This is a genomic window from Microbacterium limosum (assembly GCF_036324365.1).
GTDB lineage: Bacteria > Actinomycetota > Actinomycetes > Actinomycetales > Microbacteriaceae > Microbacterium > Microbacterium limosum.
In genome coordinates this window covers 1,133,445-1,152,321 of sequence record NZ_CP137080.1, presented here as the reverse complement: position 1 = coordinate 1,152,321, position 18,877 = coordinate 1,133,445, and the positions used below count along the sequence as shown (strand labels likewise).

Annotated in this window: 19 protein-coding genes, 1 tRNA gene and 2 pseudogenes; 8 read left to right on the top strand and 14 right to left on the bottom strand. The window is 65.2% G+C overall.

Annotated features, from left to right (window positions below):
* Positions 1–26 precede the first annotated feature (26 nt).
* The 3 genes from RYJ27_RS05590 to RYJ27_RS05580 all read left to right on the top strand — a co-directional run bounded on the left by RYJ27_RS05590 (position 27) and on the right by RYJ27_RS05580 (position 2,628).
* Complete coding sequence (locus tag RYJ27_RS05590) at positions 27–545, top strand: hypothetical protein (protein WP_330171737.1); 519 nt, start codon at positions 27–29, stop codon at positions 543–545.
* A gap of 50 nt (positions 546–595) precedes the next feature.
* Positions 596–1,291, top strand: coding sequence for a helix-turn-helix domain-containing protein (locus RYJ27_RS05585; RefSeq protein WP_330171736.1), 696 nt, complete (start codon positions 596–598; stop codon positions 1,289–1,291).
* 203 nt (positions 1,292–1,494) lie between these two features.
* Positions 1,495–2,628 carry an IS110 family RNA-guided transposase gene (locus tag RYJ27_RS05580; RefSeq protein WP_330171735.1) on the top strand — a complete coding sequence of 378 codons (1,134 nt, stop codon included), beginning with the start codon at positions 1,495–1,497 and terminating at the stop codon, positions 2,626–2,628.
* Positions 2,629–2,642: 14 nt separating this feature from the next.
* Here the strand turns inward: RYJ27_RS05580 and RYJ27_RS05575 are convergent.
* Positions 2,643–3,835 (bottom strand): IS3 family transposase gene (locus RYJ27_RS05575; protein WP_330170566.1). Its coding sequence is split into 2 segments (ribosomal slippage): positions 2,643–3,548 and positions 3,551–3,835, totalling 1,191 coding nucleotides; the frame shifts between segments, so codons are not numbered across the junction.
* A 422-nt stretch (positions 3,836–4,257) separates the two neighbouring features.
* On the opposite strand from RYJ27_RS05575, the pseudogene RYJ27_RS13515 reads away from it, so the two are divergent.
* Together RYJ27_RS13515 and RYJ27_RS05570 are read left to right on the top strand one after the other, a co-directional pair.
* Positions 4,258–4,431: pseudogene (locus RYJ27_RS13515) on the top strand (integrase core domain-containing protein); the annotation flags it as partial.
* A 147-nt stretch (positions 4,432–4,578) separates the two neighbouring features.
* Positions 4,579–4,767 (top strand): hypothetical protein, encoded by a 189-nt coding sequence (locus RYJ27_RS05570; RefSeq protein WP_330171734.1) that lies wholly within the window; start codon positions 4,579–4,581, stop codon positions 4,765–4,767.
* A gap of 53 nt (positions 4,768–4,820) precedes the next feature.
* Here RYJ27_RS05570 and RYJ27_RS05565 read toward each other — a convergent pair.
* The 7 genes from RYJ27_RS05565 to RYJ27_RS05535 form a co-directional block, all read right to left on the bottom strand.
* Positions 4,821–4,893, bottom strand: a tRNA-Ala gene (locus RYJ27_RS05565).
* A 215-nt stretch (positions 4,894–5,108) separates the two neighbouring features.
* The gene (locus RYJ27_RS05560; protein WP_330171733.1) at positions 5,109–6,374 is read right to left on the bottom strand and encodes a hypothetical protein; all 1,266 of its coding nucleotides are present in this window, start codon (positions 6,372–6,374) and stop codon (positions 5,109–5,111) included.
* Between the two features lie 26 nt (positions 6,375–6,400).
* Entirely contained in the window at positions 6,401–7,810 is a 1,410-nt protein-coding gene (locus RYJ27_RS05555; RefSeq protein ID WP_330171732.1) for a hypothetical protein, read from the bottom strand.
* On the bottom strand, positions 7,803–8,981 hold the full coding sequence (locus RYJ27_RS05550; protein ID WP_330171731.1) for a TerB family tellurite resistance protein: 1,179 nt from the start codon (positions 8,979–8,981) through the stop codon (positions 7,803–7,805). Before RYJ27_RS05550 ends, RYJ27_RS05555 begins: the two co-directional genes overlap by 8 nt.
* 164 nt (positions 8,982–9,145) lie before the next feature.
* A complete protein-coding gene (locus tag RYJ27_RS05545) occupies positions 9,146–9,313 on the bottom strand; it encodes a hypothetical protein (protein ID WP_330171730.1) in 168 nt (55 codons plus the stop codon).
* A 12-nt stretch (positions 9,314–9,325) separates the two neighbouring features.
* A complete protein-coding gene (locus RYJ27_RS05540; RefSeq protein WP_330171729.1) occupies positions 9,326–9,478 on the bottom strand; it encodes a hypothetical protein in 153 nt (50 codons plus the stop codon).
* A 302-nt stretch (positions 9,479–9,780) separates the two neighbouring features.
* Positions 9,781–10,707: an IS3 family transposase gene (locus RYJ27_RS05535; RefSeq protein WP_330171728.1), complete on the bottom strand. Its 927-nt coding sequence runs from the start codon at positions 10,705–10,707 to the stop codon at positions 9,781–9,783.
* Positions 10,708–10,833: 126 nt separating this feature from the next.
* Here RYJ27_RS05535 and RYJ27_RS05530 point away from each other — a divergent pair, with 126 nt between their 5' ends.
* Together RYJ27_RS05530 and RYJ27_RS05525 are read left to right on the top strand one after the other, a co-directional pair.
* Entirely contained in the window at positions 10,834–11,883 is a 1,050-nt protein-coding gene (locus RYJ27_RS05530) for an IS30 family transposase (RefSeq protein WP_330171727.1), read from the top strand.
* Positions 11,884–12,006: 123 nt separating this feature from the next.
* Entirely contained in the window at positions 12,007–12,537 is a 531-nt protein-coding gene (locus RYJ27_RS05525) for an MFS transporter (protein ID WP_422732867.1), read from the top strand.
* Between the two features lie 229 nt (positions 12,538–12,766).
* Here RYJ27_RS05525 and RYJ27_RS05520 read toward each other — a convergent pair whose 3' ends face one another.
* On the bottom strand, positions 12,767–13,138 hold the full coding sequence (locus RYJ27_RS05520) for a MarR family winged helix-turn-helix transcriptional regulator (protein ID WP_330171725.1): 372 nt from the start codon (positions 13,136–13,138) through the stop codon (positions 12,767–12,769).
* A gap of 356 nt (positions 13,139–13,494) precedes the next feature.
* Between RYJ27_RS05520 and RYJ27_RS05515 the strand changes: the two genes are divergently transcribed.
* The gene (locus RYJ27_RS05515; RefSeq protein ID WP_330171724.1) at positions 13,495–14,226 is read left to right on the top strand and encodes a hypothetical protein; all 732 of its coding nucleotides are present in this window, start codon (positions 13,495–13,497) and stop codon (positions 14,224–14,226) included.
* A gap of 112 nt (positions 14,227–14,338) precedes the next feature.
* On the opposite strand, the pseudogene RYJ27_RS05510 reads toward RYJ27_RS05515, so the two are convergent.
* The 5 genes and pseudogenes from RYJ27_RS05510 to RYJ27_RS05490 all read right to left on the bottom strand — a co-directional run.
* Positions 14,339–15,010 (bottom strand): annotated as a pseudogene (locus RYJ27_RS05510) (phosphate ABC transporter ATP-binding protein); the annotation flags it as partial.
* Positions 15,011–15,049: 39 nt separating this feature from the next.
* Positions 15,050–15,697 (bottom strand): hypothetical protein, encoded by a 648-nt coding sequence (locus RYJ27_RS05505; RefSeq protein WP_330171723.1) that lies wholly within the window; start codon positions 15,695–15,697, stop codon positions 15,050–15,052.
* Positions 15,694–16,539, bottom strand: a complete 846-nt coding sequence (locus RYJ27_RS05500) for a carbohydrate ABC transporter permease (protein WP_330171722.1) — start codon at positions 16,537–16,539, stop codon at positions 15,694–15,696. The genes RYJ27_RS05505 and RYJ27_RS05500 overlap by 4 nt, the downstream gene beginning before the upstream one ends.
* A complete protein-coding gene (locus RYJ27_RS05495; protein WP_330171721.1) occupies positions 16,536–17,495 on the bottom strand; it encodes a carbohydrate ABC transporter permease in 960 nt (319 codons plus the stop codon). The genes RYJ27_RS05500 and RYJ27_RS05495 overlap by 4 nt, the downstream gene beginning before the upstream one ends.
* Complete coding sequence (locus RYJ27_RS05490; RefSeq protein ID WP_330171720.1) at positions 17,495–18,817, bottom strand: ABC transporter substrate-binding protein; 1,323 nt, start codon at positions 18,815–18,817, stop codon at positions 17,495–17,497. Before RYJ27_RS05490 ends, RYJ27_RS05495 begins: the two co-directional genes overlap by 1 nt.
* Between the last annotated feature and the right edge of the window lie 60 nt (positions 18,818–18,877).

The following is an 18,877-nucleotide window of genomic DNA, read 5'->3' as shown; positions in this document are numbered from 1 at the left end:
AAGGTGGCGCCGAACCCGAATACTCGGTGGCGCTCAACGACGCGAACGCGCCCACGAGCAGGTTGGCGCTCAACCGCAATACTCGTGGCGCTCAGAGAAGCGAATATTCAGCCGCCACAACCCGCAGCCTCAACGCCCTCAATGCCGACCTCACCGAGGCCGACGAGCTCATCCGGATCGCGCTCGACATCGCCCAGCACGCAGGCAACACCTACCGGCAAGCCCCCGAGCACATCCGCCGCATGCTCAACCAGCTCCTCTTCGACAAGCTCCTCGTCACTACCGACGACGACGGCAGGCACCACGTCGATGCGACCTACCAGACACCGTTCGACGTCATCTACGGCCCAGACAGCCGAGCGCTCGTCCACGAGGCACGACATGCACAGTCCACCGTCATCCCCGACGGCACGGGGCAAACGAAAGAGCCCGCCGAAACCGGCGGGCTCTCCCTGGACGTGCTGTCCGATAATCTCATTGCTCTTGTCGAGGGTTCGAGTAAGAGCATCATGGTGGACCTGAGGGTGTCTGAGTTCACGACATAGGCGACAGGTGATCGGCGACACGTGAGTCGCGTCATAGGCGACACTCGTGCATGTCGTCGAAGCATCGGGTCGTGGTGTTGAAGATCGTCGCCGGGGAGCTGTCGGTCACGGCAGCAGCGGCCGAGTACGGGATGTCTCGGCAGTACTTACACAAGCTCCTCGCCCGTTACCGCGACGAGGGTCTGGACGGGCTGAAGCCCCGATCCCGTGCCCCGTTGACCAGCCCGCAGGCGGTCACCGACCGGGTCCGTGACCGGATCGTGCAGCTGCGGGCCGCGCTGACCGCGGCCGGAACCGACGCTGGCCCGGTCACGATCGCCTGGCACCTGACCCAGGAAGGGCTACAGGCCCCGTCGACCTCCACCATCCGCCGCATCCTGCACACTGCCGGGCTGATCGCCCCCGAACCCCGCAAACGCCCCCGCTCCTCCTACATCCGGTTCGAAGCAGACAGGCCCAACGAGACCTGGCAATCCGACTTCACCCACTGGCGCCTGGCCGAGGGCACCGACGTCGAGATCCTGAACTGGCTCGACGACCACTCCCGCAAACTGCTCTCCTGCACCGTCCACCACCCCGTCACCGGCAAAACCGTCGTGGACACCTTCCTACACTGCGTCGACGAGTTCGGACCGCCCGCATCGACCCTCACCGACATTCAAGCTGGGTGGGCAGCACTCGAGCAGGTTCGTCGGCCGGCGGGCAGGATCGGTGTTGTCCGGCACCCGCCCGTCGTCGTTGCTTGACCGAGTGGAGCGCGTCGCGACTTCTTGCCTGTTGATCGCGTTGACGGGTGGGGCCACTGCCGGAGCTCGAGATGCCCTGTTAGGAACCCGGTGACCTCGCCACCGACGGTCGAGGATCCCTGTTAGCGAATGTCTGGTGCGGATCGACTCCCTCGCGCAGCACGGCCGCCGGTCACCGGATGAACAACGCGAAGGAGTCTTGGATGATCGTTCGAATCGGCGTGGATATCGCCGTCCGCGCCCCGCATCAAGCCAGCGTCGCCGACGAGCGCGGCGAACTGCTGTGGTCTGGGTATCGGTTCCGCACCAGCCCCGCCGATCTCGAGCAGCTGTGGTCGAGACTTCCCAGCGGGGCCGCAGCAGATGGCGTGACGGTGGTGATGGAGCCGACCCGCAACGCCTGGGTGCCGTTAGCGGCATGGTTCCGTCGCCGCGGCGCGCATGTCGTTCTCGTTCCCGCGGAGAGATCCGCGGACCTGCGCGCGTACTACGCGAAGCACACCAAGAGCGACCGGCTCGACTCGGTGCTCCTGGCGAGGCTGCCACTGCTGCACCCGGAAGGCCTCTACTCCGAACGGGGGCTGGGTCCGGGCGACCCGTTACGTCGGGCGACGAAAATGCATTCCACGCTGGTCAAGCGCCGCACGACGAGCATCGCCAGGCTCGACGCGCTGCTGGAGATCCTCGGCCCCGACTGGCACGCCGCGTTCAGCGGCGACCTGTCGAATCTGACCCCGCTCCGGTTTCTTGCCGCAGGTTACGCTGACCCAATCGCGGTGCGACGGCTGGGACGAACCCGGCTGATCAGGTTCCTCGGGAGACACTCCCGTGGAGCCTGGGGCGAAGCCGTCGCGGACACGATCCTCGCCGCCGCGGCAGCGTCACGAGAACTCTGGGGCGAAGACCTGGAGTTCACCGATCTCGCCGAGGACATCGCCGTCGAAGCACGACTCGCACTGCGGATCACGGAAGAGCTCAAGGAACTCGACGACCGCATCGACGCGTTGGTCCGTGAGCGCGACCCGCGCGGCATCATCACCTCAGCACCGGGGGTCGGCCCGGTCAACGGCGCGGTCATCCTCGGCAGGCTCGGCGACCCCGGACGATTCCGATCCCTCGCCGCCGTGCGCTCCTTCAGCGGCCTGGTCCCTTCGCTCGACTCCTCAGGAATCTCCGGTCACCACGGCGGACCCACCAAGCACGGCGATGCCCTGCTCCGCGAAGCACTGTTCATCAGCGCAGACCAAGCCCGCAGACAAGACCCGAGTCTCGCCGCGAAGTATCACCGGCTCATGGTCGTATCCGGCAAGCACCACAAGGGACTGCTGCACGGATAGGTGACAGGTTGTAGTCACGCCGCCAGTGCGACGGTCGTGTTCATGATGTTCTCGAACTCGATGGGCGTCAAACGCCCGAGCCGACGCTGTCTGCGTCGGCGGTGATAGGTCCGTTCGATCCAGGTGACAATCGCGATCCGCAACTGCTCACGGGTGGTCCAAGTGCGGCGGTCGAGGACGTTCTTCTGCAGCAAGGCGAAGAACGATTCCATCGCCGCGTTGTCCCCGCTCGATCCAACTCTTCCCATGCTCCCGACCATGCGATGGCGGGCCAGAGCACGCAGGAACTTCCGACTGCGAAATTGACTGCCCCTATCGCTATGCACGATGCAGCCGGCGACGTCGCCGCGCATTGCGACCGCGTTCTCGAGAGCCTGAACGGCCAGCCGCGACTTCATCCTGGAGTCGATCGAGTACCCGACGATCCGGCCGGAGAACGCGTCTTTGATCGCGCAGCAGTAGAGCTTGCCTTCCGCGGTCTTGTGCTCCGTGATGTCGACGAGCCAGAGTTCGTTCGGCGCGTCGGCCGCGAACACGTGCCGCGTCCGTCCGTCCTCGTCGACCACCGCGCAGAGATCGTCGTGCACCGGCGGACCCGGTCGGCGTCCTTTGCTGCGCTTGGGCTTCCCGAACGCGCTGAACCAGCCGTTGCTGGACGCGATCCGCCACGCCGTCCGATCCGACATGGATTCGCCCGCTTCGGCGGCTTCGTCGGCAAGGAGCCGGTGCCCGAACTCGGGATCGTCCCTATGCGCGTCGAACAGCGCGTTCGCGCGATACGCCTCCACCACCTCGCTGGTAGCGATGGGGTCCGCGAGCCACCGGTAGTAGGGCTGGCGGGAGAGCTTGAGCACCCGACACGTCACCGTCACAGGGATCCCCGCGGCGGCGAGCTCCGTCACGAGCGGGTAGAACCTTTTCCCGGCAGGTTCGCCTGCGACAGATACGCCGCGGCCCGCCGGAGCACCTCGTTCTCCTGCTCGAGCAGCCGGTTCCGCTTCCTCAGCTCACGGATCTCAGCCGCCTCGGTGCGGGTCTGGCCAGGCTTGGCGCCCTCGTCGATATCGGCGCGACGCATCCACTTCTGCAGCGTCATCGGGTGGACCCCGAAGTCTTTCGCGATCTGCTCGATCGTCACTCCGGGCTCACGGCTCCTCGCGACGCGGACCACGTCGTCACGGAACTCGGTGGGATAAGGCTTTGGCACGATGCCATCCTTCCAGGCCGCCCTCCCGGGCAAGCCAGATCAGATGTCACCTACTCGTGCAGCAGTCCCCAACACCGCGATCTGCCACATCGCCGCAACCCTACTCACCAGGATCGCAGCGTGCTGGAATGCCGGGGCCCCCTACGAACTCCGCGACGTCGACGGCACACCCGTCACTACCGAGAACGCGCGAGCGCTCATCCGAGCTCGATACACCGTCCCGGACTCGCTCCGGCGAACTCGCACCACGACAAGAACGAGCCGGCGAAGCAAGGAGTCGCAACGCGCTCCATCAACCGGCCCGTCCCAGCCCAAGGCTACCCAGCACACCACCGCTTGACATCCCTTAGGAACTCAACGGACGCGTCTACACCGCCCGCCACGGAGGGGGACGCAACGAGTTCGAATACGTCCTCGCCGCGCTGAACATCCGACAGAAGAACGGCACCCCGAACCACCCGCAAACCCAAGGGAAGATCGAACGCTTCCACCAGACCCTCAAACGCTGGCTCACCGCCCGACCCCGCGCGGCAACCATCACGGAGCTCCAGACCCAGCTCGACCAGTTCCGGGACTACTACAACACCACCCGACCCCACCGCGCCCACGCAACCACACCCGACCTCGCCTACGCCGCCACCCCGAAAGCCACCCCCGCCGGCCACAGCGACCGCACCCACTACCGGATCCGACACGACCACGTCGACAGCAACGGGAAAATCAGCTTCCGCCGCGCGGCCCGCATGCACCACCTCGGCATCGGCGCCAACCACCGCGGGAAACGCTGCATCCTCATCGCCGACGAACACACCGTCACCGTCATCCACCTCGACACCGGCGAAATCATCGCGACCAACACCATCGACCCCGCCCGGACCTACTGGCGAAACAACGAGAGAGAGCCCGGCCGATGGCCGGACTCTCTCTCGTAAATGTCGCCTATGACGCGACTCAGATGTCTCCTATGTCGCGACTCATCACAGGGTGGACCTGAGGGGACTCGAACCCCTGACCCCCTGCATGCCATGCAGGTGCGCTACCAGCTGCGCCACAGGCCCGGATGGTCTCGCGGATGCCCAAAATCCCCGGAATCTTGCGCTTCGGCTTCACTCCGGTGGTTGAGTTTGCCAGCATACGCGACCGGGCTTCGATGGATCTGGACGCTCCTGGAGAGATCTCGAGGTATCTGAACAGTCGAGTAAGTGTCTACATCTCAAGTTCTCGAGAGCAACGCCAACCCCTGGGCGAGACTCCGCGATCGCGGGGGAGACTGCTATCGAGCAATGCGATCCACTCGACCGCTGAATGAGTTGTACCACGGTCCCGGTGACCATGATCCCTCAGCCGCAGCCATTGCCGTCGCAACGGTTGCCCAGTCCCGCGGCGACGGATGCCGCGGCGACGGCCGTTCGAGGATGGCGAGCTCGCATAGCGCCTCGAGCGCCAGATCGATGTCTCCGCGCGACGAATTGAACCGTCGGACGGATTCCCAGAGCTTGTCGAAGGCCCCATCGACATCGCCCAACGCTGCCAGAATGCGGCCATCCGTGAGCGCGTCGAGTTGGAGGACCCAGCCGGACGCCTCCTTGAACCCGGCGAAAGCGCGAGCATAGGCGGCATCGGCTGCGTCGGGTCTTCCCATCGCCGCATAGGCACGTGCGAGGAGAGCCTCAAGTTCCGTCTGGGCAAGCGGATCACGCCAGTAGGGCCTCTCGGTGTCACTGCCCTGCAGTTCGCTATCGTCCAGCTCCTGCGGTCGGTAGGCGTCCAGAAGGATGTCGCTCACCTCCGCGGCTGTGCGAACTGGGTCGCCTGCGGACCATAGTGCTGCGATCTCGTCGGTGTAGGGACGGCGAAGCGCGGAATCGTTGAACTCGGACATGGTGACAGCTGCGAGGAGCGACTCCTCAAGCCCCATGAGCTCGTCCTGCCAATCCTCGAGGTTGCGGATCTCGTGATCAGGGTCTGCGATGTAGTGCTGCCAGGATGCCGTCGGATTGTGATCAAAGAGCGAGGAAGCCGGATCGGCAGCGTCGATGATTGCGCGGAGTCTCTGTTGCTTCGACTCATCCCACCAGGGCACGAAGGACCACCAGGTCACGCTCTCCACGAGCTCGAATGCGAGGTTCGCCCACTCGGCGCGCCTCAGAACTGCGTCGACCTGCGGATCCTGGGTTTCGAAGGTGGCGAGCTCAAAGAGCGCCTGCAAGTACAGCTCCGGGTCCCAGTGGTCATTTGCCGGGGGCTGCGCGGCCATGCAGAGGCGATCAAGCGCCGCTTCCGGATGCTCGAGGAAGCCCTCCAGACTCGCCTCAGCGAGGAATCTCGCCTGCATCAGATACCACGGGCAACCCATTTCGATCTCTGTCCACAGCGCGCGGAGGGCTTCCTCGTTCTTTCCTACGTCGAGCAGCTTTCGCCCTACCCAGGCGGAGCGAGCCCAATCCGGGAGATCGGTGAGCACTGAACGCATGTCTCGGGCGCGCGCGAGCCCTGCCCGCGCGTCATGGAGCGCTTCGTCAACCTGCTCGGCGATCACGTCGGGGCTCCTTCCGATCCGAGCGACTACTCGGCTTGTGATTCGGATCTGCTGTCTTCGGCTGTGAGGGCTACCCACTCGGCTTCAAGCGCGCTGCCAATGCGTTGCTCTCGAGCAATCGACTCTTTGAGCCAGGCGATCGTGGCGGGCACCATCGCGAGCAGCTGTGGGTAGTTGAGCGCGGCCGGATTCATTCCGAAGACAAGACCCGTCTTGACCAGCGTTCCGGACGTCGCGACAGTGTGGCCCAGCAGGAGCATCGAGCGGAGCTTGGCGACTTCGAGCTTTCGCTGGTCGGCGGTCTTCCCAGTAGAGAGAGCGTCGAGCATCCAGTACGCCCGGATGATCACTTCGACAGCCGCGGGAACGATGCCCATCGTCAGAAAGTATCGGAGGTCGTAGCCGTTTCTGTACATGTCGCGGGCGATGTCCGTCCAGGGCACCTTTGGCCCGTCCTTCCACAGCGCGAACGGGGACTCCGTCTTGACGAGTTGGAGAAGGCTGAACAACGGGGCGGGCAAACCGGCCGGCGTGAAGACGTCAGAGAGAAGGTGAGCTACCTGTTTGAGCAACGCGGTCGTAAGGTCCACCGGCGCCATGTTGGTAGTCACCTGCACGAGATTGCCGAGGTGATCGATGTATGTCCCGGTCCCGCGCATGAGGTCGGCAATGCCCACCAGGAAGCCGAGAATCGGGTCGTGTCCCGGACTCATCAGCCTGTGCACCTTCGGGAACATGCCTCGCACGGCATCGTTGGTGGCCTTCGTGGTGGGCGCGTCGAAGGGGACCTTGGCGAAACCTTCGAACGGCTTGCCGAATCGCTCGTGGAGGGACTTGCTGTTTTCGTTGAGCCAATCCGTCAGCGGTGAGCCCTCGTACTTCTTGCCCATGAAGTTGCGGTCGGCGGGGATTCGCACCAGCACAACGTCGAGGATCGTCGCGACGACGCCGGCACCGAGGACTACAGCCCAGTCCGTCTTGGTCCAGCTCACGTCTCCAAACTGAGCGTCGTACTGTTGGAGGCTCGCCTTGATCTGCCCCTCTGGTAGTACCTGGAGAAGCGGGTCGCGGCTCAGATCAACGTCGAGCATGGCGAGGCGGGCTTCTGCCAGCGCGGTGAGGTCGGAGAAGTCGAGTCCTGACGGCGCGACGGGGAGTCCATAGCCGGGCTGGTGAACTGCGCCGTTCGCGGGCACCTCGCTCGCCTGTGCTGTGTCGTGTGGGAAGTCCGGAACTTCGATGCCTAGCGCCGCCAACTGGTGTCTGACGGCGCCGATCTCGTCCTCAATGCTCGATACCGAGTCGCTTACTCGAGCCTCCCGCTCAAGTGCCTCGCGCAGGTCGAAGTCGACACGATCGAAGACGCCACGGAGTTCGGTCAACGTCACGTCCTGGTATGCCGCAACGGTCGAAACTGCGGCGAGTGAGTCAGGCACTGACAGACTCACCCTGCTCGAACGCGTCGCGGTTGGCCTGCAGGCTTGCGAGTGCGAGTTTGAACGCTGCAAGGTCGGCGCGCAACGCGGCGAGTCGGTGTTCATTCTGTGTCGTTTGTGCGAGGTAGTCCTCCATGCGGCTTGCCAGCCCGGCGATGTCTTGAGTGAGGTCACCGATTGCCTGCTGGTGGTTCTTGAGAACCTGCTGGATCAGGTGTTCGCGACGATGCTCTCGTTCGCGCTCGTTGATGCCGAGCACCCATCGGGTTCCTGCGTACACGCCCACACCGAGGAGCACTGCGACACCGATGCCGGTCGTCATGGGGTTCAGGCCGAGAAGGCCACCGAATCCGAGTGCCGCGAGCCCCGACGTGATCCCCGCGGCGCCAAGTCCGCTGACGCTTCCGGCGAGGCTGACAGCGGCGATCGGTGCGCTAAAGGCCGCAGCCTTGGCGAGCACATCCTTCGTGACGGTCTCGAGCTGGCTGGTTGAGATCTTCCCCGCAAGGTAATCTTCCTCAGCTGTGACCAGGGTTCTGGTGGTTGCGACCACATCGTCAGTAGCCTCGCCGAATTGCACCTCCGCGATCTTCGCGATTAGCCGGTCCTCTTCCTCGGACTGATGCTTGTCGGCGCGAGCTATGCGGAGAAGATCCCTAACGAGCGCAGCGAACACGGCTTCGACGTCCTCGTCGAGGAGTTCCCCCTTCAGGGCAACCGCATATCCGACGGCCGATTCCTCGAGCGCCTCGGTATCGCTACCAAGACTGTGCGCCGTCAACTCACCGCGCAGAACTGAGCGCGCGTCGGGCTCAAGCTGAATCGTTGTGGCGAACAGATACAGGTTCGCGATCTCGCGGGGGTCAATTGCGGCGTCCGCCAGAGTGAGGCGCGCGAGAATGCGGCAGTAAGCGAGCTTGGCCTCGGTACTTAGCGCTGATAGGTCGACGCCGTTCTTGTGCTTGCCCTGGAGACGACCTGCAACGCTCTGCCCGACGGCAGTGAGCGTCGCGGCTGTCTGATCGGCAGACTTCTTCACTCCCTGCCCGACGCCGTCTGCGACCTCAACGGTTTTCGCCCAGCCGGAGTTCGCCACGTCCGCGACCTTGCGACCAGCCGTGTCGGCTACATCCTTAAGCCGGCCGAAATCGAGTCGCCGTTGTTCCACCATCGCCCTTGAACCCCTCCCCGTGCGGAACGATGTTCGCCATCGTCCGTCACGCTGAGGCTATCGTGCCCCTCCGACGCTCCCGGTGGACTTGCATCAGAGTCGGCAGAGGGTGTGCCGTGCGACGGTTAGGCAGAACCACTTTCGACATCGCGGGGCCATTTGCCTCAGCGAGGAAGTAGTGGTGGCGCTTCCACGAATACGCCACTCCCCCAGCCGATTTCCCACCCCTGCCGGGTGTCGTAGTAGTCCGCGAAGGCGATGGGCACGGCATCCTGCGCGGTGATCAGCCGCATGAGCCGGGCATACCAGTCCGCATAGGCGGAGTCGGGCACGTGTTCTTGTACCTAGGGCATAGAAGCGAGGATCAGGTCGGCGACCTCGTCGGGCTTGGTGGATCGGTCGACGATCGTCTCCGCGAACTCGGGACCGCTTCCGGTGCTGTATCTGAGCACCACGTTCTCGTTTCGGTAAGCGACGTAGCCTTCGGAGTCGTCCATGGCCGCCGCCTCTGCGATCTCAACACGCCAGTGCATCCCTGAGGGGCTCATGTACGGAAGGATGCGGAATTATTCGTATCCCCGCTCGTGGAGTTGCCTGACGCCTTCGAGGATCCGGCGCGGAGTGACCTCACCCTGCTTGGTAAGCATCCGTTCATAGATCTCGCGATCGAAAGCGACGAGTGTGACTGCGGCAACCGCAGTGGGCGCCGACCAGATCGACTCGAACGCTACGTCGACCGCGTCATCGACTGGCCATCCGTAGATTCCCGCGCTCACGTGAATCGGCCTGACTTTCGTTCCTATCGGGAGCCTTGTCCGGCAGGTGCCGGCTGGCCTGATTCTTGGTCAGCGTAGTGCGCGTCCTCGACCTCGACGGGGGTGCGCATGTCGAGCTCGCCGTGGAGGCGCTGGTTGTTCCACCACCACACCCATTCGAGCGTCGCGAGCTCGACTTGCTCGACGGTCCGCCAGGGGCCGCGTTGACGGATCAGCTCGGTCTTGTAGAGGTTGTTGACCGCCTCTGCCATCGCGTTATCGAACGAGTCGCCGACGGTTCCGGTGGAGGGGACAGCGCCGAGTTCGACGATCCGCTCGGTGTAGACCATCGCGGTGTAGTTCGACCCGTGATCGGCGTGGTGGATCAGCCCATCGAGTCGGCCGCCGACGTTCCAGGCGGCCATATCGAGCGCCTGCATCGGAAGGATCTCCGACCGCAGCGTCGACGCGACGTTCCAGCCCACGATGCGTCGCGAGTAGACGTCGGTAACGAACGCGACGTAAGCGAACCCCGACCACGTTGCGACGTAGGTCACGTCACAAACCCAGAGCCGCCGCGGCGCCGGCGCCGTGAAGCGGCGGTTGACGAGATCACTCGGCAGCACGGTCGTCTTGTCCGAGCGGGTAGTGAACACACGCTTCGACTTCCGGACGCCTCGGACTCCGGCCAGGCGCATGAGGCGTTCGGTCTGGTCGCGGCCGATGTCCCACCCTTGCCGACGCATTAATGCATGCATCTTCCGGCGGCCGTAGACGCCGTAGTTCTCCGCATGCAGCCTGGCGACCTCCGGGACGAGCAGCTCGTCCTGCAGCTGCCGGGCGGACGGCACACGGCCGATGGCGGCGCGGTAGCCGCGGGAGGTGAGGAACCCTTGAACTGCCGGGCGCAACACCCGGCAGATGAGCTCGACCCCGAAACGATCCCGGTACTCGGTGATGAACCGGATCATCTCGGTCAGGGGCGGTCGAGCTCCTTCGCGAAAAACACGCTCGCAGCCTTGAGGATCGGCGGATTCAACCGGTCAACGCAACGGGTGCTGTGAGATGAAGCAGGCGCTGATCTCGGGAGGCATCGATTGCAGGGCAAACATGGTCATCTCAGTCGTGAGCAGAAGCAGCTCGCGCTCCGTCTCCACTCGAAGGGGTGGCGGCTCATCGATATCGCCCGCGAGATCGGCTGTACGGCGCCGATGGTCGGCCGCATGGCGCGGGAGGGCCGTCACCTCGACGGGAAGCCGTTCGGCTGGGAGCCGCGCGAGGGGCATCTGACGGTCTTCGACCGTGAGGAGATCCTGGTCGGCCTCGCCCGCGGTGACACGCTTACTGCGATCGCGCGTGCCCTGGGACGCGCGGTGTCGACGGTCAGCCGCGAGGTCAAGCGCGGGGGCGGACGGGAGGAGTACTCGGCGTGGCGGGCGCACGAGGACGCGCGGGAGCAGGCCCGCCGACCGAAGCCGTTCAAGCTCGACAGTGGACGGCTGCTCGAGGTCGTCACGACGCAGCTGGAGCAACTGTGGTCGCCGCAGGAGATCGCCGCACGCTTACGTTTGGAGCATCCCGATGACCCGGAGATGCACGTGAGCCACGAGACGATCTACCAGTCCCTGTTCGTGCAGGGACGCGGGCAGTTGCGCCGCGAGCTCGCCCGCTGCCTGCGGTCGGGGCGTGCGGCACGGAAGTCGCGGACCGCGACGGACGGGCGGGGCCGGCTGCCGGGGATGGTGATGATCAGCGAGCGTCCCGCAGAGATCGAGGGCCGTGCCGTGCCGGGGCATTGGGAAGGCGACTTGATTCTCGGTGAGAACAGTCGCAGTGCCGTGGGAACCCTCGTCGAACGCAGCACTCGGCTCGCTCTCTGCTGCACCTGCCCGACGGGAAGAGCGCCGAAAAGGTGGGGCCGCGATGCGCGAAGCGATCACGGCGCTACCGTCGTCGTGGCGCGGACGATCACCTGGGACCAGGCGCGGAGATGGCCAAGCGCCGTTCACGACAGTAACGGCATCCGATCTACTTCTGCGCCCCGCATTCCCGTGGCAGCGCGGAAGAGGAGACGAGAACACCAACGGGCTGTTACGCCAGTACATGCCGAAGAGCACGATCTGAGCATCGCACCCGCGCTGAGCTGACCGCGATCCAGGACTCGCTCAACGGTCGACCACGCAAGACACTCGGCTATCTGACACCATCGGAGAAGTTCGCGGAACTCGTTGCGACCACCGGTTGAATCCGCCTTCCTTATCGCCAGCGCCGTGTACCGCGACGGGCTCGCCGGGGTCTTCGCCTTCGGCGGGGTGCTTGCCGCCGTCGCCTTCGGGTTCGGGCCGACTGACGTCATCCTGTTCGCGATCGCCGCAAACGTGGTGGCCGGCCTGTCGACGATCATCGCGGGTCGCTTCGACGACCGATTCGGAGCGAAGGCCGTCATCGTTTTCGCCCTGACGACACTCGTGCTCGTCGCTTTCGTCGTCTTCGCCTTCCACGACCTCGGCGCCGTCATCTTCTGGATCGGCGGGCTCATCCTCTCCGCGATGGTTGGTCCGGCCCAGGCCGCGTCGCGGTCGCTGCTCGCCCGGGTCACCCCGACGGGGATGCAGGGTGAGATCTTCGGTCTCTACGCCACCACCGGCCGCGTAGCGAGCTTCCTGTCCCCGGCGATGTGGACGGTCTTTATCGCCGCCTTCGGTTCGACCATCTTCGGCGTCCTCGGCATCGGACTGGTGCTGCTGCTCGGCCTCATCCTGCTGCTGTTCGTGCGGTTGCCGAAGCGTTCGGCGGCCTGAGCGCGGCTCCGGCATCCTCGAGGTAGGCAAAATCCGCAAGGTAGGAGGGTGGCGGCAGCATCCGTCCTACCTCGGTGATTTCTCCTACCTCCGTGCTGACGGCACAGGCGTCGCCCGGGCGTGGCACCTGAATCGCGGAGGTCGGCAATCTCTCGGAGGTAGGACGACGTGCCCAGCATCCTTCCTACGTCGGTGATGTCTCCGACCTGCGCGATTCGGCGGGGGCGGGTCAGCTTGGCCAGGAGTCGGCGAGCTTGGTCAGCAGGCGGGCGAGGTCGGCGCGTTCGGCATCCGTGAAGGATGTCAGCGCCGTCGTGATCGCATCCCGGCGCTGATCGCGAAAGCCGCGAACGAAGGCCTCGCCTTTGTCGGTGAGGACGATCCGGGTTCGGCGGGCATCGTCGGGGTCGGCTTCGCGACGCACGAGTCCGAACTCGACCCCCTGCTGGACGAGGCGTGATGCGCGAGGCTGATCGACGCCGATGGCTTCGCCGAGCTCGCTCACGGTCAGCGGGTGGTCGCTGGATGCCAGCACCTCGAGCACCCGCATCCGTGCCGGGCCCGAGATGCGGGCATCTCCCCGCTGTTCCCTCGGACCCATCGGTCCCGCCCACGGACCCCAGCCGCCGCCCGGCGCGAAGCCCGGTCCTCCTCGGTGATGCCCGCGCCTGCGGTGGTCACGTTCTTCGTCGGAACCGTGGTCGTGGGACTCGGAGGGCTCGTGAGGCATCCACGGCCGGGGGCCGCGCCGACCTCGCAGGCGAACGAGTGCTGCCGCGATCTGATCGATGGGGTCGGACGGCGAGCTCGGCATCCTTCCAATTTACATGCGAGTTGACATGGACTCGGATTACATGTCACCATACAACTACATGCATCATCACATGCATTTCCGAGGAGGCTGCGACAACGCCCACCGGAACTGACGCGGGCTTGGCCCGCCAGAGAGGATTCACCATGAACACCCACGAAGAACACCACGGAGAAGCTACCGCTGGGAGCGACCGTCCGCTCGGCTACTGGCTGCGCCTGGTCGACGCCCTGATCAGCCGAGAGTTCGACACCCGCCTCGCCGAGCCCGGCGCGGACCGCCGAGACTGGATGCTGCTCAACATCATCGACGGCACCCACGCCTGGGCCCGAGCACCTCGAGGTAAGCGGATGCGTCGCCTCGAGGACCGCGGCTGGATCGAGCAGAACGGATCCGGCGACTGGACGCTGACCGACGCCGGCCGCGAGATGAAGGCCCGCCTCGCCGAGGCTGTGTCCGGCATCCGTGAGCGCGTGTCAGGCGCCGTCTCACCCGAGGACTACGCCACGACCATCGCCACGCTTCAGGCGATGGCCCGCGAACTCGGCGGGGATCAGAAGGACGACCTGTACTCGGGCCTCGGCTTCGGCCGATTCGGGCGCGGGCGGCACGGCCGCCCCTTCGGACCCGGATTCGGGCCCGGATTCCGCCCCGGATTCGGACGCGCCTTCGGCCCCGGATTCCGTCCCGGGTTCGGTCCAGCATTCGATGCCGACGACGATGCGCGCCACTGCGACGACGGTCGTGACCACGGCTCGCACCGGAACGGTCACCGTCACGGCAAGCACCGTCACGGCAAGCACCGCCACGGCGAGCACGCCTACGAGCGCGGGTTCGACGCCGGCTTCGCGCGCGGTCGCGAGTCCGCCGCGAGCTGAGGCGACCTGGCCTCACACACCCACTTCGGTCGCGTCATGTTGCGGGTTCGGCTCAGCTCAACCCGCAACACGGCGCGACCGAACCGTTGTAGGCGTCAGGGAGCAGGTCGGGTCATCCGAACCGGCCGTTGACATAGTCGTAGGTGCGCGGGTCGATCGGGTCGGAGAACATAGCCTCGGTGTCGCCGTGCTCAACGATGACACCCGGGGTCCCCTGGGATGCTAGGAAGAATGCGCACTGCTGCGAGACCCGCTGGGCCTGCTGCATATTGTGGGTCACGATGACGATCGTGACTTCTTCCTTGAGCTCGACCATGGTCTCTTCGATCACGCGAGTCGAGGTAGGGTCCAGAGCCGAGCACGGCTCATCCATCAGCAGGACGCGGGGCTTGACCGCAAGCGAACGGGCAATGCACAGTCGCTGCTGCTGACCGCCCGACAGACCGCCGCCGGGTGCACGAAGACGGTCCTTGACCTCTTTCCACAGCCCGGCCTTGATGAGAGACGTCTCGACGAGCTCGTCCTTCTCGTCGCGACCCGCTTTCAGACCGGTGAGCTTGAGGCCGGCGATGACGTTGTCGTAGATCGACATCGCGGGGAACGGGTTGGGCTTCTGGAAGACCATCCCGATCGACTTGCGGGCGTCGACGAGCTTCTTGCTCGCGTCGTAGATGTCATCTCCGTCAAGCAGAACCTCACCCGCGAGGGATGCCGAGGGCACGAGTTCGTGCATGCGGTTGAGGATCCGCAGGAAGGTCGATTTTCCGCATCCGGACGGTCCGATGAGGAGCCGGCGCCAGCGACCGGACGATGTCACGCCCGGTCATCGGACTTCTCCCGCGTTGACGACAGCGACCACGCGCTCGCACAGCAGGATCGAATAGGCCGCGTGCACGGCGGGGACCACCAGGACCAGCGCCCCGGCCGTCGCTGCCACGCCGAACCCTGCGATCACCCCCACCGCGAGGATGCACAGTGCCACCGCGGGACGGACTGCCACGATGACGAGCGCCCCGGCGAGGGCCGGCAATCCTCGCAGTGCCCGATGCGCGCCGTAGGCCGCAGCGACGGGGAGGATGAGGGCTCCGATAGCCACACCTGCCCAGAGAGCGACGGCGATCGGGCCGGTGGGAGCGACTACCACCCACACCGCCGCGGTGACGACGAGGACGCCGAGGGCTACCCACACCGCGTCAGGACGGGGCATCCGTCGCAGCGTCACTCGACCACCGGACACGGCCGACGCGAGCGCGGAGTACATCGTGGATGTCGCGGCCAACGCAGGCACCGCGCACAGCGGCAGGAATGCCAGCGCCTCGAACACTGTGGCTGCGACGAAAGGCAGCCAGGCGCACAGCACGATCACGGAGAGGAAGATCACGCGTGGCAACTCCGCCCACACCGCCTTCGTCGCCTCCCAGAGTGCCTGCGCCGGCGCGAGCCCGGTCCCCGGGCGCTCGACGACGCTCACAGTTTCAATCCGCTCGACGCGATCGACTGCACGATCCAGCGTTGGGCAACGATGAACACGATCAGCACAGGAATCACGGCGAGCGTGATGCCCGCGGCGATGGTGCCCAGCGAGCCGGTGTCGAAGCGGCCGGCGAGCAGGATGAGGCCGACGGGCAACGTCTGCAGCTCCGCGTCACGGATCATCACGAGCGGCATGAGCAGGTCGTTCCACCAGTACGTGAAGGTGAGGATCGACAGCGTTGCGAGGGCCGGACCCGAGAGGGGGAGGATCACCTGCAGGAAGGTGCGCGCGTGACCGGCGCCGTCGATACGGGCAGCCTCCTCGAGCTCCCTGGGCAGGCTAAGGAAGTGCTGCCGGAGGAGGAAGATGCCGAACGCGCTGAACACTGCTGGGAGGATGAGGGCCCACAGCGTATTGGTGAGTCCCACCTTCGAGAGCACCAGGAACAGCGGAACGATCGTGACCTGGATCGGAATCATCAGCGATCCGACGACCAGTGCAAAGCCGAACCCACGGCCCGGGAAGTCCAGGCGTGCGAACGCGTAGGCAGCTGTGGAGCAGGTGATGATCTGTGCGATCGTGATCGAGCCCGCCACGACGAGGGAGTTGAGGATGAATCTGCCGTAGGGCACCTGCTGGAACACCTTGACGAAGTTCTCCAGCGTCGGTTGCGCCGGCAGCAGAGTGGGTGGCAGTTGGTACAGCTCGGCATCCGTGGGGGAGATGGCACCCCGGAAGATCCACGCGAACGGGGCGATGATCGCGAGCGCTGCCACGCCCAGGATGAGAAAGACGACGACGCGCGCGAGCACGTCTCGGGTGCGGGTTCGAGTGCTCATTCGTAGAACGTCCAGCGGCGCGAAATGCGGAACTGCAATCCGGTGAGAACGACCAGGCTCACAAGAAGAGTGATGCCGACAGTGGAGGCGTACCCCAGATCGAAGCGTCCGAACGCGAGGTCGTAGATGTACTGCACGATCGTGCGGCTCGCATCGCCCGGTCCGCCTCCCGTGAGCACCTCCGGCTCGGCGAAGAGTTGAAACGCGTTGATCGTGTTGATCACGATCAGGAAGAACACGGTGGGCGAGAGCAGGGGAAGAGTCACCCGGAAGAAGCGCTGCCAGGGGTTGGCGCCGTCGACGATCGCCGCCTCGCGGATCTCGTTCGGAATCGACTGCAGCCCCGCGATGTAGATCAGGATCGAGAACCCCAGCGTCTTCCACGACGACACGATGATGATCGAGATGGGCGCCCAGGTGCTGGAGCCCAGCCAGTCGATCCGGTCGATACCGATCTGGCCGAGCCAGTAGTTCACGAGTCCCAGGTCCTTGTTGAGCAGGAATCGCCAGATCAGGGCTACCGCGGTCGACGAGACGACGAACGGGAAGAGGAACGAGAGCCGGAAGAAGCCGCGCAGCCAACGGGGCATCCGGGTCTCCAGCAGCACAGCGAGCAACAGCCCGATGATCACGTTGACCGCCAGGATCGACACCGCCATGTAGGTCGTCGATCCGTACACGGCGAGCAGTCGCGAGTCCTGCATGAGCTGCGCGTAGTTGTCCAGGCCGATGAAGGTGCCGTCGGTGAAAAGGTTCCAGTCGTAGAAGCTCAGTCCGAAGACTCCCAGCGCGGGGGCAAGCACGAACAACGCGAAGGCGAGCATCGACGGGAGGAGGAAGACGAGAGCTGCGCGCGTGTCTCGCCGCCGGCGACGCGCCCTCAGTGGGGGTTCGCCGCCGGGGGCGAGGACTTCACGGCCCTCGCCCCCGGCGCGCTCAACAGAGGCGACCGTCATCACTCACAGGTCACGATCGGCTCGAGCTCGGACTGCATCGCCGCCAGGCCGGCTTCGACCGACACGTCACCTGCGAAGATCAGCTGGAGGTTGCGCAGCACGGTGGCCTCGAACTCGCTGTACTCCGGCGGGGCGGGAAACGGCACCAACGGCGGGTAGTCGTCGATGATCGCGTAGAAGAGCTCGGAGTTGGCAGGCGGCACACCCTGCTCGCTCATCTGCGCGGCAATGGATCGCCGTGAGGGGATCAGGTCACCAGGGGCGTCGGGTGTTCCGACGTAGAGTTCCTGGATCTCGTCGCTCAGCGTGAACTTCTGGAACTCCCACGCGAGGTCCGGATCCTCGGACGACGACAGAATGGCGTACGCCCCGCCCCCGGCGACCGTCTTGTAGGTTGCTCCGGTCGGATAGAGCTGGATATCACCCGCTGTGAACCCTGCCGCACCGAAAGACCCGTTCGGCCAGCGCCCGGCACCGAACATGGCGATGGTTCCGTTCTGGAAGCGTGTGAAGACATCGCTCATCGGCATGGGTGCCGGAGCGATGCCTTCGGCGATGAGGTCGTTCAAGAAGCTCACGGCCTCGATGACCTCGGGCGAGTCCACCGTCGGGGCGCAGACGTCATCGGACACGAGATTCCCACCGGCATTGGCGACCCACGGGAGGATCCCGGGGAAAATCTCGTTGCTCGCCCAGGTGAACCCGTACGTGTCGTTCGCTCCGTCACCATCGGTGTCGCTGGAAAGCCGCGCGGCGACGTCGACGAACTCATCCCACGTCCAGTCCGCGCTGGGCGGCTCAACGCCGGCCGCAGCGAACACATCGGTGTTGTACCAGATGACCATGTCGTTCCACGCGTCTGCGAGCGCGATGACATCGCCGTCCACGGTGAAGAATTCGATGAGACCGTCCGCGACGTCGGCGCGCAGTTCCTGCGCGCCCGGGTCGCTCTCGAGATATCCGTTGATCGGCTGCACGAGACCGTTCGCGTGGACGAACTGGGCGCCCTCTGTCGAGATGAGCATCAGGTCGGGGCGTTCGCCGCTCGCGATCATCGTGGCGACGTTGGCGTAGTACGTGCCCCAGTTCTCTCCCGCGACCGGGGTAAGGCTCACCTCAACGCCTTCGTTCGCCGCCATGAAAGCGTCGGCGGCTCCCTGATACTGCCCCTCTGCGAGGGGCCCGTAGTTCCAGAACACGACGTCGAGTGTTCCTGCCGCATCGTCACCGCCGTCTTCGGCTGGCGTGCAGCCGGTCAAGATGGCCGCCGACGCGGTCGCTGTTACCGCAAGAACTGCAAGTGCACTCCTGGCGCGCTTCATTCTGATGTCCTCTCCATCGAGAATCGGCTCACCTCAGTAGACCGCATGTAATCGATTTCG